This window comes from Bradyrhizobium sp. AZCC 1719 (assembly GCF_036924525.1).
Taxonomy (GTDB): domain Bacteria; phylum Pseudomonadota; class Alphaproteobacteria; order Rhizobiales; family Xanthobacteraceae; genus Bradyrhizobium.
In genome coordinates, this window is record NZ_JAZHRU010000001.1 from 4,226,412 (window position 1) to 4,239,705 (window position 13,294).

Here is a 13,294-nt window from a genome sequence, read left to right on the forward strand (position 1 = left end):
TCTCGATGAGCATGAGCAAGATGAACCAGAACCCGGGCCAGCAGAACCAGAGCCCGGGTCAGAAGCCCGGTCAGCAGCAGCAGGGCGGCGGCCAGAAGCCGGGCCAGCAGCAGCAGGATCCGGGTCGTCAGGGCCAGAAACCCAGTCAGGATCCACGGCAGATGCCAGAATAAAAAAGTACATGCCAGACAGAAAAGGCCCCGCCGAAAAGGTGGGGCTTTTCTTTTTGTGCGCTGCCAACTTCGTGTCCCGGACGCGGCGCAGCGCCCTTGGCGGTGCGCCGCAGAGCCGGGACCCAGCCAACCGCTTGGGTCCCGGCTCTGCGTCGCGTCACTTCATGCCGCGCCGCGTCCGGGACACGAGGATGAATCCCGGGCTGACGTGGCGCCCAGCTAGCTCTTCAGCAAACCCAATTCAGCGATGATCGCGTTCGCCTCCTTGACGGCGTGGTTGGCTGCCGGCACGCCGCAATAGATCGCCTGCTGCAGCAGGATTTCCTTGATGTCGTCGGGCGTGAAGCCGCCCTCAGTGAGCGCTGCGCGCACATGCAGGCGGAATTCATCCCACTGTCCCAGCGCCACCATGGTGCCGATCACGAGCACGCGGCGGGTGCGGTGGTCGAAATGCGGCCGGGTCCAGATGTCGCCCCAGGCATAGCGGGTGATCAGGTCCTGGAAGTCGGTATTGAATGCGTTGCGGTTCTTGATCGACTTGTCGACCCATTCATTGCCGAGCACCTTGCGGCGCTGTGCCATGCCGTCGTCGCGGCGTTGGTTGTCGTCCATTGGTCTCTCCTCCAGAGCCGTCATTCCGGGGCGATGCGAAGCATCGAACCCGGAATCTCGAGATTCTCAGGTGCGCAATTGCGCACCATAGTTCGATGCTTCGCATCGCCCCGGAATGACGACGCACGTCTACCGTTGCGTCAGAAAACCGATCACCGCGTCGGTGAAGGCGTGCGGCTGCTCGACGTTCGAAATATGCGCGGCGTCGAGCAGCGTCATGCTCGCGCCGGGAATCCGGCTGCGCATGAATTCGGCATCTGCGACCGTCGTCGACATATCATGGCGGCCGGCGATCACCAGCGTCGGGCTCTTGATCTTCGGCAAGAGCTCGCGCTGGTCGAGCGTCGACAGCGCCTCGCAGCAGGCGACATAGCCCTCGACCGGCGTGGTCAGCATCATTGCCTTCATGTTGGCGGTGATCTGTGGCTCGCGCTCACGAAAGTCCGCCGTCAGCCAGCCGGCAATCACGGTATCGGCCACCGCGGCGATGCCGCCTTCCTTCACCGCCTTGATGCGCTCGTGCCAGCGCGTCGGGTCTGGATAATAGCAGGTGGTATTGGACAGGATGATCTTGCCGAACCTGTCAGGCGCGTTGGCGCCCAGCCATTGCCCGACCATGCCGCCCATCGACAGGCCGCACCAATGCGTCCGCGCGATGTTGAGATCGTCGAGGATCGCCAGCACGTCGCGGCCGAAGCGTTCCAGCGAGTAGGGCCCGGGCGGCACGTCCGACTTGCCATGGCCGCGCCGGTCGTAGCGGATGACGCGGAATACCTGGGTGAGCGCCTTCATCTGCGGCTCCCACATCTGCATGGTCGAGCCCAGCGAATTCGACAGCATCAGCGTCGGCCCGCCGTCGCGGCCTTCGACGGATACGTTGAGCAGGCAACCGTTGGCGTTGATCATCGGCATGGCAGTTCTCCGGCTTCTTATTTGTCGTCCAGCGAAGCGAGCAGGCGGTCGATCAGGGCTTGCGAGGCGCCCTGATAGGCCATCGGCTCGAACAGTTTTGCAATCGCGTCGGCATCAAGCTGTGCGGTGACGTTCGCATCCTCTAGCAGCACATCGCGTAGATGTTTCTTGTCCTTGACTGCCTTCCTGCTGGCAGCCTCGACCAGATGGTGCGCGTCGCTCTTGCCGATCTTTTCGGCCAATGCCATCGCCACCGCTTCGGCCATGATCAGCCCGTCGGTCGCGTCGAGATTGGCGCGCATGCGCGCAGCGTCGACTTCGAGCCCCTCCGCGATATCCACAACGGCCGCCAGCGCGCCCGAGGTGACCAGCAGCAGCGTCGGCAGCGTCGGCCATTCCGCGTGCCAGGGACCGGCGCTGCGCTCGTGATCCTGCACTTGCGCGGCAAATATCGTCGCTGCGAGATTGGGCGCCTGAGTGGCTGCCGCAAGCGCGCTGGCTGCCGCCACCGGATTGCGCTTGTGCGGCATGGTGGAAGAGCCGCCGCGGCCTTCGCCCGAGGGCTCGAACGCTTCGCCGACATCGGTCTGCATCATCAGCGACACGTCGCGCGCGATCTTGCCGCAGGTGCCGGCGATGATGGCCAATACAGAAGCCGCTTCGGCGATGCGGTCACGGTGGGTATGCCAGGGCGCGTCCGGCAGTGGCAGCTTCAGTTCCTCGGCCAGTTTTTCCGCGACCGCTAAACCCTTGTCACCGAGGGCCGCGAGCGTGCCGGCGGCGCCGCCGAATTGCAGGGCCAGCGCCTCGCTGCGCGCGCGCTGCAGGCGCAGCTTCGAGCGATGCAATGCAGCGGCATATTCGGCGAGCTTCAGTCCGAACGGCATCGGCAGCGCATGCTGCAGCCAGGTGCGGGCGACGACCGGCGTGTGGCGGTGCTGTCGCGCCAGTCCGGCAAAGCCTGCGATCGCGCGATTGACGTCGGCCAGCAGCGCATCGATGCCGGCACGAAGGCCGAGCATGGCGGCGGTATCGATGACGTCCTGGCTGGTCGCGCCCCAGTGCACATAGCGTGCAGCCGCCGCGTTCGATTTGGCGACATTTGCGGTCAGCGCCTTGACGAGGGGGATGGCGAGGTTGCCAGCCTTGGTCGCCGCCTCGGCCAATGCGGCGATGTCGAATGATTCGGCCCGGCACGCGCTGGCAATCGGGTCGGCCGCGCTTGCCGGAATCACCCCGGCTGCAGCCTCGGCGCGCGCCAGCGCCGCCTCGAAATCCAGCATGTTTTGCAGGCTCGCCATGTCGTCGCAGGCGGCGCGCATCGCCGCGCTCGACAGCATCGGGGCAAGCAGGGGAGAGAGGGACGTGCTCATTGACGCGACCTAACCATTCCGGCCAGTCAATGCCAATGCCCCTTGTCGGGTTCGCGCCTGCTGCGGTTGCGAATATGCATCGCCCATTGCGTCGGCGGCCTTCCTTTTGGCCCGGGCGTGCTTTACTTGGGGCTATCAGGTTTGACGCGATCCAGGAGGGCACCCCATGGCCATGACGATGAACGGCGAAGTCCAGCTTGCGGCGTCGCGCGAGGCCGTGTGGGCCAAACTGAACGATCCGGAAGTGCTGAAGGCCTGCATCCCCGGCTGCGAGGAGCTGGAAAAGACTGATGAAACTAGCTTCCGCGCCATCGCCAAAATGAAGGTCGGGCCGGTCTCCGCCCGCTTCAAGGGCAAGGTCATGCTGAGCGATCTCGACCCGCCCAACGGCTACAAGATCACGGGCGAAGGCGAGGGCGGCGTTGCCGGCTTCGCCAAGGGCGGCGCCACGGTGGCGCTGACCGAAAAGGATGGCGGCACACTCTTGAGCTACAACGTCGAAGCGCAGATCGGCGGCAAGCTGGCCCAGCTCGGACAGCGCCTGATCAACGGCGCGGCCAAGAAGCTGGCCGACGAATTCTTCACCAATTTTGGCAAGGCCGTGCAGGGCTGATTCTGGCGAGGCTGATTCTGGCGAGTCCGATCCCGCGAGCCCCCTCCGATAGCCCCGTCAAGTCACTCAGGCCATGCCCCAGAAGAGGGGCTCCTGAGGTTGCTCATTATCGGGATGGCCCATATTATGGGCTTTGGAATGAGTATAAACGTCTGCGTTGCCCGCTCCGGCAGTGCGGCCCAAGAGAGTGGTGATGGCCAAGATTTCCCTGATCGTGAACGGTAATCCCGTAAACGCCAACGTCGATCCCCGTACCCTTCTGGTCCAGTTTCTGCGGGAAAATCTCCGGCTGACGGGCACCCATGTCGGCTGCGACACGTCGCAGTGCGGCGCCTGCGTCGTGCACCTCGACGGCAAGGCGGTCAAGTCCTGCACCACGCTCGCGGTGATGGCTGACGGCCATGAGGTCAAGACCATCGAGGGCCTGGCGCCCGACGGCGCGCCGCTGCACCCGATGCAGGAAGCTTTTCGCGAGCATCACGGATTGCAGTGCGGCTTTTGCACGCCCGGCATGATCATGACCGCGGTCGATCTGGTCAACCGCAAGGGCCACGACCTTTCGGACCATGTCATCCGCGAGGAGCTCGAAGGCAATCTGTGCCGCTGCACCGGCTATCAGAATATCGTGACCTCGATCGCCGCCGGCGCCAAGGCAATGGCCAAATCCGCGTAACCGACATGCCCGCTCAATCGACAAGTTCGCCTAATCGATTTCATCGCGAGTAGCGATCAGGAAGTTCTCATGTACGAATTCAAATATCATCGGCCGGCGACCGTGCGGCAGGCCGCCAATCTCCTGGTGAAGAACGAAGACGCCAAGGTGATCGCCGGCGGCCACACGCTGGTACCGGTCATGAAGCAGCGGCTTGCCAGCCCGCCGCATCTCGTCGATCTCTCGCACATCGAAGGGCTCGATGCGATCGAGATGAAGGGCCGTTCGCTGGTGATCGGCGCGACCGCCAAGCATGACGATGTCGCGACGTCGCCGATCGTCGGCGAAGCCATTCCGGCGCTCGCCGAACTCGCGGGCGGAATCGGCGATCCCGCAGTGCGTCACAAGGGCACGCTCGGCGGCTCGCTCGCCAATAATGACCCGACGGCGGATTATCCCGCCGCCGTTCTCGCGCTTGGCGCCACCATCGTCACCAACAAGCGCCGGCTGAAGGCGGAGGAATTCTTCCAGGGCCTGTTCACGACGGCGCTCGAAAGCGACGAGATCATCACCAAGGTGATGTTCCCGCTGCCCAAGAAGGCGGCTTACGTCAAATTCCGCAACCAGGCCTCGCGTTATGCGTTGGTCGGCGTGTTCGTTGCCAAGCGGCCGTCGGACGTGCGCGTTGCCGTCACCGGCGCGGGCTCGGAGGGCGTATTCCGCGCTACCCAGTTTGAGGAAGCGCTGAAGAAGCGTTTTTCGCACAAGGTGCTCGACGGCATTTCGGCTTCGCCCGAAGGGCTGAACAGCGATCTACACGGCAGCGCTGAATATCGCGCGCACCTGATCGGCGTGCTGACGCGCCGCGCCGTCGAAGCCGCGACGGCGAAGTGAGTTTGCCGGTTCGCGGCCCATCAAGACTGGTTTTGCCATGAGTGCATCGGCGCTACCCAAATCCGTCGATGGGATGCTGGAGCTATTGACCTCGCGCGGCTATCTCGCGGAGCGGTCGCTGGCGACGGTCGCCTATCTGTCGCTGCGCATGGGCCGGCCCTTGTTTCTCGAAGGCGAAGCCGGCGTCGGCAAGACTGAAATCGCAAAGGTTCTGTCGGCCGCGCTCGGGCGCAAGCTGATCCGCCTGCAATGCTACGAAGGCCTCGACGTCGCCTCCGCGGTCTACGAGTGGAGCAGTGCGGCGCAGATGATCGCGATCCGGCTTGCTGAAGCCGCCGGCGATACCGATCGCGAGCAGTTGTCGTCGGATATCTTTGCCGAGCGCTTTCTGATCAAGCGTCCGCTGCTGCAGGCGCTGGAGCCGGACGTAGCCGGCGCGCCGGTGCTGCTGATCGACGAACTCGACCGCGCCGACGAGGCGTTCGAGGCGTATCTTCTGGAAATCCTCAGCGACTTCCAGGTCACGATCCCTGAATTCGGCACCATCAGGGCGCCGCATCCGCCGATCGTCATCATCACCTCGAACCGCACCCGCGAGATCCACGACGCGCTGAAGCGCCGCTGTCTCTATCATTGGGTGGATTACCCCGAAGCCGAGCGCGAACTGGCGATCGTCAAGTCGCGCGTACCAGGCATTTCCGCAAAGCTGTCGCAGCAGGTCGTCCGTTTCGTGCAGGCGCTGCGCGACCAGGATTTTTACAAGTCGCCGGGCGTTGCCGAGACCATCGACTGGGCGACTGCACTGACCGAGCTCGACGCCCGCTCGCTGACGCCGCAACTGGTCGGCGATACGCTCGGCGCGCTGTTGAAATATCAGGACGACATCGCGCGCATGCAGGGCGATACGCTGCAAAAGGTTTTGAAGGACGCGACGAGCGAGACATAGTTGTCGTCATTCCGGGGCGTGCGAAGCACGAACCCGGAATCTCGAGATTCCGGGTTCGACGCTGGCGCGTCGCCCCGGAATGACGGCGGAGGCTACCATGACCACCATCGACCACCTCAATCCCCCGACCGGGTACATGGCCGACAACGTCGTCGGCTTCGCCCGCGCACTGCGCGCCGCCGGCATTCCCGTGGGTCCCGGCGCCGTGATCGACGCCCTCAACGCGCTGCAGGCGATCGAGATCGGCAACCGCGCCGATGTCTACGCCACGCTGGAGGCGATCTTCGTCAAGCGCCACGAGCATATGCTGATCTTCGCGCAGGCCTTCGATCTGTTCTTCCGCGCCGCCGAGGATTGGAAGCACATGCTGGATTCGGTGCCGTTGCCCGATCACGCCAAAAAGAAGCCGCCGCCGGCCTCGCGCCGCGTGCAGGAGGCGTTGGCGCAGCCCTCGACGCGCGAAGAGGCTCAGCACGAGCAGCAGCAGGAACTGAAGCTGTCGGTCTCCGACAAGGAGATCCTGCAGAAGAAGGACTTTGCCCAGATGAGCGCGGCCGAGATCGCGGAAGTGACCCGCGCCATTGCCAATATGAAGCTGCCGCAGGCCGAGCTGCGCACCCGCCGCTATCGGCCCGATGCAAAAGGCCTGCGGCTCGACATGCGCCGAACCTTGCGCAGCTCCTTGCGCACCGGCGGCGAGATCATCGATATCAGAAAGCTCGGCCGGATCGAAAAGCCGGCACCGATCGTGGCGCTGCTCGATATATCCGGCTCCATGAGCGAGTATACCCGCCTGTTCCTGCATTTCCTCCATGCCATCACCGACGCACGCAAGCGCGTCTCGGTGTTCCTGTTCGGCACGCGGCTCACCAACGTGACGCGGGCGCTGCGGGCGCGCGATCCAGACGAAGCCTTGGCGAGCTGTTCGTCTTCGGTGGAAGACTGGGCCGGCGGCACCCGCATCGCCACCTCGCTGCACTCTTTCAACAAATTGTGGGGTCGCCGCGTGCTCGGGCAGGGCGCCATCGTGCTCTTGATCTCCGACGGGCTGGAGCGCGAGGCGGATGCCAAGCTCGCCTTCGAGATGGACCGGCTGCACCGCTCCTGCCGCCGCCTGATCTGGCTCAACCCGTTATTGCGCTTTGGCGGATTCGAGGCCAAGGCGCAGGGCATCAAAATGATGCTGCCGCACGTTGACGAATTCCGCCCGGTGCATAACTTGACGTCGATGGAAGGGCTGATCGAGGCGCTTTCGGCGCCGCCTCCGCCCCACCACATGAGTCGCATCCGCTCAGCAGCTTGAAAGGGCATCCCATGCTCAATCGCGACGAAGACATTCTGCAGGCCGCCGAAAATTGGCAGAAGGCCGGTCACGGCGTGGCGCTGGCGACCGTGGTCGAGACCTGGGGCTCGGCGCCGAGGCCGGCCGGCTCCAGCCTCGTCATCAACGACGACGGCACGTTTTTAGGCTCGGTCTCCGGCGGCTGCGTCGAAGGCGCCGTCGTCACCGAGGCGCTCGACGTGATCGCAAGCGGCAAACCCAAAATGCTGGAATTCGGCGTCGCCGACGAGACCGCCTGGAACGTCGGGCTGTCCTGCGGCGGCACCATCCGTGTGTTCGTTGAAAAGGTGGGGCAGTCGTGAAGCTGGAAACCCTCACACAGGTCAATGCCGAGCGCGCCGCGCGCCGACCGGTCATCGTCGTCACCGATGTCTCCAATGGCGACCAGCGGCTGGTGAAAGCCAAGGACATCGCCACCGATCCATTGAGCGCCGAACTTTCAAAACAGCTCCGCATGGGCAAGAGCGGCATGGTCGAGTCCGGCGGCAAGAAGCTGTTTCTCAACGTTTATGCGCCGACCGCACGGCTTGTTATTGTCGGCGCAGTCCATATCAGCCAGGCACTGGCGCCGTTGGCGCGTTCGCTTGACTACGACGTGACGGTGGTCGATCCGCGCACGGCGTTCGCAAGCCCCGAGCGCTTTCCCGATGTGCCGCTGATCGCGGAATGGCCCGATGTGGCGCTGCCCCCGCTCAATATCGATCACTATACGGCGTTCGTCGCGCTGACGCATGATCCGAAGATCGACGACCCGGCGCTGCTGCACGCGTTCGAGCGCGACTGTTTCTATATCGGTGCGCTCGGCTCGCGAAAGACCCACGCCAAGCGCGCGGAGCGGCTGAAGGCGCAGGGCGCTGCGGATGCCGACATCGCGCGCATCCACGCGCCGATCGGCCTTTCGATCGGCGCGGTGTCGCCGTCGGAGATCGCGGTCGCGATCATGGCCGAGATCACCGCCGAGCTGCGGCTGCCGAAAGAAACCGCGAAGGTGCAGGCGGCATGAAGTTCGGTCCCGCCAGTCCGGCCGATGCGATTGGCGGCGTCACCGTGCACACGCTGCGGCAGGGTTCGCTGGTGCTGAAGAAAGGCACCACGATCGGGCCTGCCGAGGTCGAGGCGCTCGACAAGGCAGGCGTCAAGGAAATCGTCGTGGTGCGGCTGGAGGAGGGCGACGTCTCCGAAGACGAAGCCGCCGCCAGCATCGCGCAGGCGGTTGCGGGCGAGGGCGTCAATGTCGAGCGCGCCTTTACCGGCCGCGCCAATCTGTTTGCGGCGCAAGCCGGCGTGCTGGTAGTCGACCGCGCGGCGGTTGACCGTATCAACGGCGTCGACGAAGCCATCACCTTTGCGACGCTGTCCGCCTTCAAGCCGGTGGTCGAAGGCGAGATGATCGCCACCGTAAAACTCATTCCGTTCGGCGTCGAGGCGAAGCTGCGCGATGCGGCCGTGGCCGCTGCAGGCCGCGACGTGCTGCGAATTGCGCCTTATGTCATCAAGCGCGTCGGCGTGGTCTCGACCATGCTGCCGGGACTCTCGCCAAAAATCATCGACAAGACCTTGCGGGTGACGGCGGAGCGACTGGCCCCGGCCGGCGCCAGCATCATCGCCGAGCGGCGCGTTCCGCACGATGAGGCGACGCTGGCGTCCTCGATCAAGGAATTGCTCGCCCTCGGCGCCGAGCTCGTCATCGTGTTCGGCGCCTCCGCCATCGCCGACCGCCGCGACGTGATCCCGGCCGCGATCAGCGAAATCGGCGGCGCCATCGAGCATTTCGGCATGCCGGTCGACCCCGGCAATCTGCTCCTGATCGGCAGCGCCGGCGGCGTGCCAGTGTTGGGCGCGCCGGGCTGCGCGCGCTCGCCGGTCGAGAACGGCTTTGACTGGGTGCTGATGCGGCTTCTCGCCGGGCTGAAGGTCACGCGCGCTGAAATCACCGGCCTCGGCGTCGGCGGCCTGCTGATGGAAATCGTCACGCGGCCGCAGCCGCGCACGGTTGCCGATACCGAAGCCAACCGCAACGTCACGGCCATCGTGCTTGCCGCCGGCCGCTCGACCCGCATGGGCGGTCCCAACAAGCTCTTGGCCGAAATCGACGGCAAGAAGCTGGTGCGCATCGTCGCCGAACAGGCGCTGGCCTCGAAGGCAACGGACGTGATCGTCGTGACCGGCCACCAGGCCGAATTGGTCGAGCAAGCCTTGGCAGGCCTCAATGTAAAGTTCGTCCGCAACCCGGATTTCGGCGGCGGGCTGGCCTCATCGGTGAAGGCTGGCATCGCGGCGGTGCCCGACAGTGCCGACGGTGCCGTCGTCTGCCTCGGCGATATGCCGCTGATTGATGCGAAGCTGATCGACCGCTTGATCGAAACCTTCGCGCCGGATCGCGGCCACCTAATCGCCGTCCCCGTCAGCGACGGCCGCCGCGGCAATCCCGTGCTGTGGTCGCGCCGCTTCTTCAAGGAGCTGATGACGCTGGAAGGCGACGTCGGCGCCCGCCACTTGATCGCGAAGCACACCGAGGCGGTGGCCGAAGTGCCGGTCGAGGGCCAAAGCGCGTTCCTCGACATCGACACGCCGCAAGCGCTGGAGGCCGCCCGAAGGGGATAGCTTGGGACAGCGCCGATCTCAGACCTCATCCTGAGGAGCATCGCGAAAGCGATGCGTCTCGAAGGATGAATGGCACTAGCCGGGCCACATGGTTCGAGACGGCGCTTGCGCGCCTCCTCACCATGAGGGCGAGTAGCATTCATTCACCAACTGGAAACTCCCCCGGCTTAGATTCTACCCGTTACCTCGGGGGAGGGGATTTTGATCGTTTCGACTGTCGCGGCACAGCGCCGCGCGCTGTTCGTCGTTGCATTGACGCTGATACTGGCCGTTTCGAGCTACATCACCAAGGCATGGGCGGCCGGCGCGGTCGCGATCGGCAAGTGCGGTGCTTACGGCCAGGCCTATGATTATGCCGCCGAGGCCGACGCGCGCACCGCGGCGCTGAAGCAGTGCAAGGGCACCTGCACCGCGATTACCATGAAACGCGCCTGCGCCGCGTTCGCCGTCGACATGACCAATCCCTGCGGTCCCCACGGCTACGCGGTAAAGCCGAAGATTTCGAGCTCGCTCAACGCCGCAACAAAGAAATGCTATGAATTCGGCGGCAAGGAATGCGTGATCCGCGCCTGGGCCTGCGACGCCAAGGGGTGATTATTGCTATTGTCATTCCGGGGCGGCTCGCAGAGCCGAACTATGGTGCGCAATTGCGCACCTGAGAATCTCGAGATTCCGGGTCTGGTGCTGGCGCACCATCCCGGAATGACAGCGGAGACCTCATGCAATTCGACACCAAGATCGCGGTCGTGATCCGGACCGATCTCGAAGCCTGGCAGAAGCTCAACGTCGCGTCTTTTCTGGCCGGCGGCATCGCCGCCGCTTTCCCCGAATGTATCGGCGAGCCCTATGGCGACGGCTCAGGCACCAGATATCTGTCGCTGATCGGCCAGCCGATCCTGATCTACGGCGCCGACCGGCCGGCGCTGTCCCGCGCGCTGGAGCGCGCGCTCGCCCGCAACGTCACGCCCGCCGTTTATACCGAGGACATGTTCAAGACCGCGCATGACGCCGCCAACCGCGAGGTGGTTAAGGGCGTGATCCGCGCCGAACTCAATCTGGTCGGCCTCGCGATGCGCGCCGAGCGCAAGGTGATCGACAAGATCATCGACGGCCTGAAGTTTCACGGCTAGGCGTTTTCGAAAGCCTGAGCTATTGGCCCGGCGTTGCGCCAGGCCGGCCTCGTTGAAGAGGTAATAGAATAACGAGTGACCTCAAGGCAGCCACTGCGATTGACCAAGTCAGACTGCATCTACCCGACTAACCCGGCGGCGCAATTTCAAAGAAGAGCCGAGGAACATCTGCCGTAACAGGCTTGTTCGTTCGTCGGGGCAGCACGAGGAGGCTACCATGAGGACACCTCAGCTCTCCGCATTAATGTTAGCTGTTCTTACCTTCAGCGCCGGCGCCGCGGAACCTCAGAAGCTGTGGGAGGCGAGTGGCTTCAAGAACCCCGAATCGGCGGTCTTCGACCGAGCTGCGGGGGCCGTCTATGTGTCGAACGTCAACGGCGATCCGATGAAAAAGGATGGCAACGGCTTCGTTTCAAAGCTCGGGCCGGATGGGAAGGTCGTAACAATCGAGTGGGTCAAGGGACTCGATAGTCCGACCGGGCTCGCGCTTGCCAATGGCAAGCTCTACGTCGCAGACGTGGACCGGATTGCGGAAATCGACCTCGCCAAGGGCGAAGTCGTAAACCGGTTCGAGGCACCCGGATCCAAGTTTTTGAACGACCTCGCCGCTGACAAGAGTGGACGGATTTACGCTTCCGATATGGTGTCAAACAGCATTTGGGTGCTCGACGGCAGCAAGCTGTCTCTCCTGATGCAGGATGACGCGCTCGAAAATCCAAACGGGCTCCTCGCCGAGGACGGCCGGCTTGTGGTCGCGTCGTGGGGCAAAATGGCTCCCGACTTCTCGACGAAGGTGCCCGGCCGCATGAAGACGGTCGATCTCGCGACGAAGAAAGTATCTGATCTAGGAAGCTCGGCACCAGTCGGCAATCTCGACGGCGTCGAACCCGATGGCAAGGACGGCTATCTCGTCACCGATTGGATGACCGGCGGGTTGTTCCGCATCGCGAGCAATGGCACAGCGACGCGCCTCCTTCCGCTTGCGAAGGGGAGCGCTGATCTCGGGATGGGGCCGGATGGCATCGTCATGATCCCGATGATGATGGAAGGCACTGTTGTGGCTTACAGGGTCGATACACGCTGAGAACAGGCGTGCGCCTGGGCTGAGCCGGGCGTGGCTTCTGATGAAGTGCGCTTCGGACACGATGGTCAACGCATGACGCTGCCAACCGCGGGTGGTTAAGGGCGTGATCCGCGCCGAGCTCAACCTCGTCGGCCTCGCTGTTCGTGCCGAGCGCAAGGTGATCGACAAGATCGTCGACGGGCTGAAGTTTCATATCTAGAGCAATCGACCGGTAAGTTCAGAGCGGTCGGCGGGCGTTCGTTTTGATGTGCAAGTATCCTGCTTAGTCTTCGTCCGGCTCGCGTATGACCGGCGCTTCGTCTGCGCCCTCTTCTTCGTCCTCGTCCTCTTCCTCTTCGTCCTCGTCGTCTTCATCAGGATCTCGAGGCGGCATCGTGTTGCCCGCGATCACGAAGGGATTCCAGTCGATCAATCTGGTAGAAAGTTCCTCGGGGATGTGTGGGGTCATGTTGTTGCTCCTTGGATGTGACCGTGTGACCAGCGGACACCCATCGGGAGCGATGACAATGTCAGCTTGTCCCAATGGCAGAAATGGTGCCGTCAGACATCGCCCCGTCGTGTCCGCACAAGAGCGGACACCGGAGCGGCAACCGTCCTGCGCCTCAGCTCTGCAGTCCGACAAATCCGCGCAGCTTCTTGACCGTCTCGGCAGCGTCGTTGGCTTCCTCGGTGGTCAGGACGGTGATCTCGCCATTGCGCCTGTGCATGACGCTGTGGTGGATTGGTGCGCCTGAAAGGCTGTCCACGTCGGACTTCACCGCGATGTCGTCGATTTCGGAGAGCGGGAACTCGACGGGCTTCTTGTTCCACAGCAACATTTTCTGCTGCAGGATCGCCTTGCCGGAATCCTTGTCGAACGTAAGCGTGGTCGAGCCTGCTTTCAGAACGAGCTTGCTCGGAGCTTCTTGGATACTAGTCATGGCAGGTCTCCGCTGTTTCCAACTTTGACTTGGCGCCAT

At 63.8% G+C, this 13,294-nt stretch carries 17 protein-coding genes and 1 pseudogene; 13 read left to right on the plus strand and 5 right to left on the minus strand.

What is annotated here, in order from left to right:
- The first annotated feature begins 5 nt into the window (after positions 1–5).
- Positions 6–173 carry a hypothetical protein gene (locus V1292_RS19770; RefSeq protein WP_334374372.1) on the plus strand — a complete coding sequence of 56 codons (168 nt, stop codon included), beginning with the start codon at positions 6–8 and terminating at the stop codon, positions 171–173.
- A 219-nt stretch (positions 174–392) separates the two neighbouring features.
- Here the strand turns inward: V1292_RS19770 and V1292_RS19775 are convergent, their stop codons facing one another.
- The 3 genes from V1292_RS19775 to V1292_RS19785 all read right to left on the minus strand — a co-directional run bounded on the left by V1292_RS19775 (position 393) and on the right by V1292_RS19785 (position 3,070).
- Positions 393–785 (minus strand): carboxymuconolactone decarboxylase family protein, encoded by a 393-nt coding sequence (locus tag V1292_RS19775; RefSeq protein ID WP_334374373.1) that lies wholly within the window; start codon positions 783–785, stop codon positions 393–395.
- Between the two features lie 129 nt (positions 786–914).
- Positions 915–1,697: a 3-oxoadipate enol-lactonase gene (gene pcaD / locus V1292_RS19780; RefSeq protein WP_334374374.1), complete on the minus strand. Its 783-nt coding sequence runs from the start codon at positions 1,695–1,697 to the stop codon at positions 915–917.
- A gap of 17 nt (positions 1,698–1,714) precedes the next feature.
- On the minus strand, positions 1,715–3,070 hold the full coding sequence (locus V1292_RS19785) for a 3-carboxy-cis,cis-muconate cycloisomerase (RefSeq protein WP_334374375.1): 1,356 nt from the start codon (positions 3,068–3,070) through the stop codon (positions 1,715–1,717).
- Between the two features lie 166 nt (positions 3,071–3,236).
- Between V1292_RS19785 and V1292_RS19790 the strand changes: the two genes are divergently transcribed.
- From V1292_RS19790 to V1292_RS19845, 12 genes and pseudogenes are all read left to right on the plus strand, one after another.
- Positions 3,237–3,683, plus strand: coding sequence for an SRPBCC family protein (locus V1292_RS19790; RefSeq protein WP_334374377.1), 447 nt, complete (start codon positions 3,237–3,239; stop codon positions 3,681–3,683).
- Between the two features lie 193 nt (positions 3,684–3,876).
- On the plus strand, positions 3,877–4,356 hold the full coding sequence (locus V1292_RS19795; RefSeq protein WP_028349934.1) for a (2Fe-2S)-binding protein: 480 nt from the start codon (positions 3,877–3,879) through the stop codon (positions 4,354–4,356).
- Positions 4,357–4,425: 69 nt separating this feature from the next.
- Positions 4,426–5,229, plus strand: a complete 804-nt coding sequence (locus V1292_RS19800) for an FAD binding domain-containing protein (protein WP_334374378.1) — start codon at positions 4,426–4,428, stop codon at positions 5,227–5,229.
- Positions 5,230–5,266: 37 nt separating this feature from the next.
- Positions 5,267–6,175, plus strand: coding sequence for an AAA family ATPase (locus tag V1292_RS19805; RefSeq protein ID WP_334374379.1), 909 nt, complete (start codon positions 5,267–5,269; stop codon positions 6,173–6,175).
- A gap of 97 nt (positions 6,176–6,272) precedes the next feature.
- A complete protein-coding gene (locus V1292_RS19810) occupies positions 6,273–7,478 on the plus strand; it encodes a vWA domain-containing protein (RefSeq protein WP_334374380.1) in 1,206 nt (401 codons plus the stop codon).
- An 11-nt stretch (positions 7,479–7,489) separates the two neighbouring features.
- Positions 7,490–7,819, plus strand: coding sequence for an XdhC family protein (locus V1292_RS19815; RefSeq protein WP_025589337.1), 330 nt, complete (start codon positions 7,490–7,492; stop codon positions 7,817–7,819).
- Positions 7,816–8,520, plus strand: a complete 705-nt coding sequence (locus V1292_RS19820; RefSeq protein WP_334374381.1) for an XdhC family protein — start codon at positions 7,816–7,818, stop codon at positions 8,518–8,520. Before V1292_RS19815 ends, V1292_RS19820 begins: the two co-directional genes overlap by 4 nt.
- Positions 8,517–10,121: a molybdopterin-binding/glycosyltransferase family 2 protein gene (locus V1292_RS19825; RefSeq protein ID WP_334374382.1), complete on the plus strand. Its 1,605-nt coding sequence runs from the start codon at positions 8,517–8,519 to the stop codon at positions 10,119–10,121. Before V1292_RS19820 ends, V1292_RS19825 begins: the two co-directional genes overlap by 4 nt.
- Positions 10,122–10,325: 204 nt before the next feature.
- Entirely contained in the window at positions 10,326–10,715 is a 390-nt protein-coding gene (locus V1292_RS19830) for a DUF4189 domain-containing protein (RefSeq protein WP_334377101.1), read from the plus strand.
- A gap of 125 nt (positions 10,716–10,840) precedes the next feature.
- On the plus strand, positions 10,841–11,251 hold the full coding sequence (locus V1292_RS19835) for a DUF2000 family protein (protein WP_334374384.1): 411 nt from the start codon (positions 10,841–10,843) through the stop codon (positions 11,249–11,251).
- Positions 11,252–11,468: 217 nt separating this feature from the next.
- The gene (locus V1292_RS19840; RefSeq protein WP_334374385.1) at positions 11,469–12,335 is read left to right on the plus strand and encodes an SMP-30/gluconolactonase/LRE family protein; all 867 of its coding nucleotides are present in this window, start codon (positions 11,469–11,471) and stop codon (positions 12,333–12,335) included.
- 65 nt (positions 12,336–12,400) lie between these two features.
- Positions 12,401–12,534, plus strand: a pseudogene (locus tag V1292_RS19845) (DUF2000 family protein); the annotation flags it as partial.
- Positions 12,535–12,597: 63 nt separating this feature from the next.
- Here V1292_RS19845 and V1292_RS19850 read toward each other — a convergent pair.
- On the minus strand, positions 12,598–12,783 hold the full coding sequence (locus V1292_RS19850; RefSeq protein WP_334374386.1) for a hypothetical protein: 186 nt from the start codon (positions 12,781–12,783) through the stop codon (positions 12,598–12,600).
- 154 nt (positions 12,784–12,937) lie between these two features.
- A complete protein-coding gene (locus V1292_RS19855; RefSeq protein ID WP_334374388.1) occupies positions 12,938–13,255 on the minus strand; it encodes a hypothetical protein in 318 nt (105 codons plus the stop codon).
- Positions 13,256–13,294: the final 39 nt, after the last annotated feature.

Bases quoted from the DNA above. Each gene is read 5' to 3' on its own strand.
- V1292_RS19770 (WP_334374372.1), top strand. From the start codon at position 6: ATGAGCATGAGCAAGATGAACCAGAACCCGGGCCAGCAGAACCAGAGC.
- V1292_RS19775 (WP_334374373.1), bottom strand. From the start codon at position 785: ATGGACGACAACCAACGCCGCGACGACGGCATGGCACAGCGCCGCAAG.
- pcaD (WP_334374374.1), bottom strand. From the start codon at position 1,697: ATGCCGATGATCAACGCCAACGGTTGCCTGCTCAACGTATCCGTCGAA.
- V1292_RS19785 (WP_334374375.1), bottom strand. From the start codon at position 3,070: ATGAGCACGTCCCTCTCTCCCCTGCTTGCCCCGATGCTGTCGAGCGCG.
- V1292_RS19790 (WP_334374377.1), top strand. From the start codon at position 3,237: ATGGCCATGACGATGAACGGCGAAGTCCAGCTTGCGGCGTCGCGCGAG.
- V1292_RS19795 (WP_028349934.1), top strand. From the start codon at position 3,877: ATGGCCAAGATTTCCCTGATCGTGAACGGTAATCCCGTAAACGCCAAC.
- V1292_RS19800 (WP_334374378.1), top strand. From the start codon at position 4,426: ATGTACGAATTCAAATATCATCGGCCGGCGACCGTGCGGCAGGCCGCC.
- V1292_RS19805 (WP_334374379.1), top strand. From the start codon at position 5,267: ATGAGTGCATCGGCGCTACCCAAATCCGTCGATGGGATGCTGGAGCTA.
- V1292_RS19810 (WP_334374380.1), top strand. From the start codon at position 6,273: ATGACCACCATCGACCACCTCAATCCCCCGACCGGGTACATGGCCGAC.
- V1292_RS19815 (WP_025589337.1), top strand. From the start codon at position 7,490: ATGCTCAATCGCGACGAAGACATTCTGCAGGCCGCCGAAAATTGGCAG.
- V1292_RS19825 (WP_334374382.1), top strand. From the start codon at position 8,517: ATGAAGTTCGGTCCCGCCAGTCCGGCCGATGCGATTGGCGGCGTCACC.
- V1292_RS19835 (WP_334374384.1), top strand. From the start codon at position 10,841: ATGCAATTCGACACCAAGATCGCGGTCGTGATCCGGACCGATCTCGAA.
- V1292_RS19840 (WP_334374385.1), top strand. From the start codon at position 11,469: ATGAGGACACCTCAGCTCTCCGCATTAATGTTAGCTGTTCTTACCTTC.
- V1292_RS19850 (WP_334374386.1), bottom strand. From the start codon at position 12,783: ATGACCCCACACATCCCCGAGGAACTTTCTACCAGATTGATCGACTGG.
- V1292_RS19855 (WP_334374388.1), bottom strand. From the start codon at position 13,255: ATGACTAGTATCCAAGAAGCTCCGAGCAAGCTCGTTCTGAAAGCAGGC.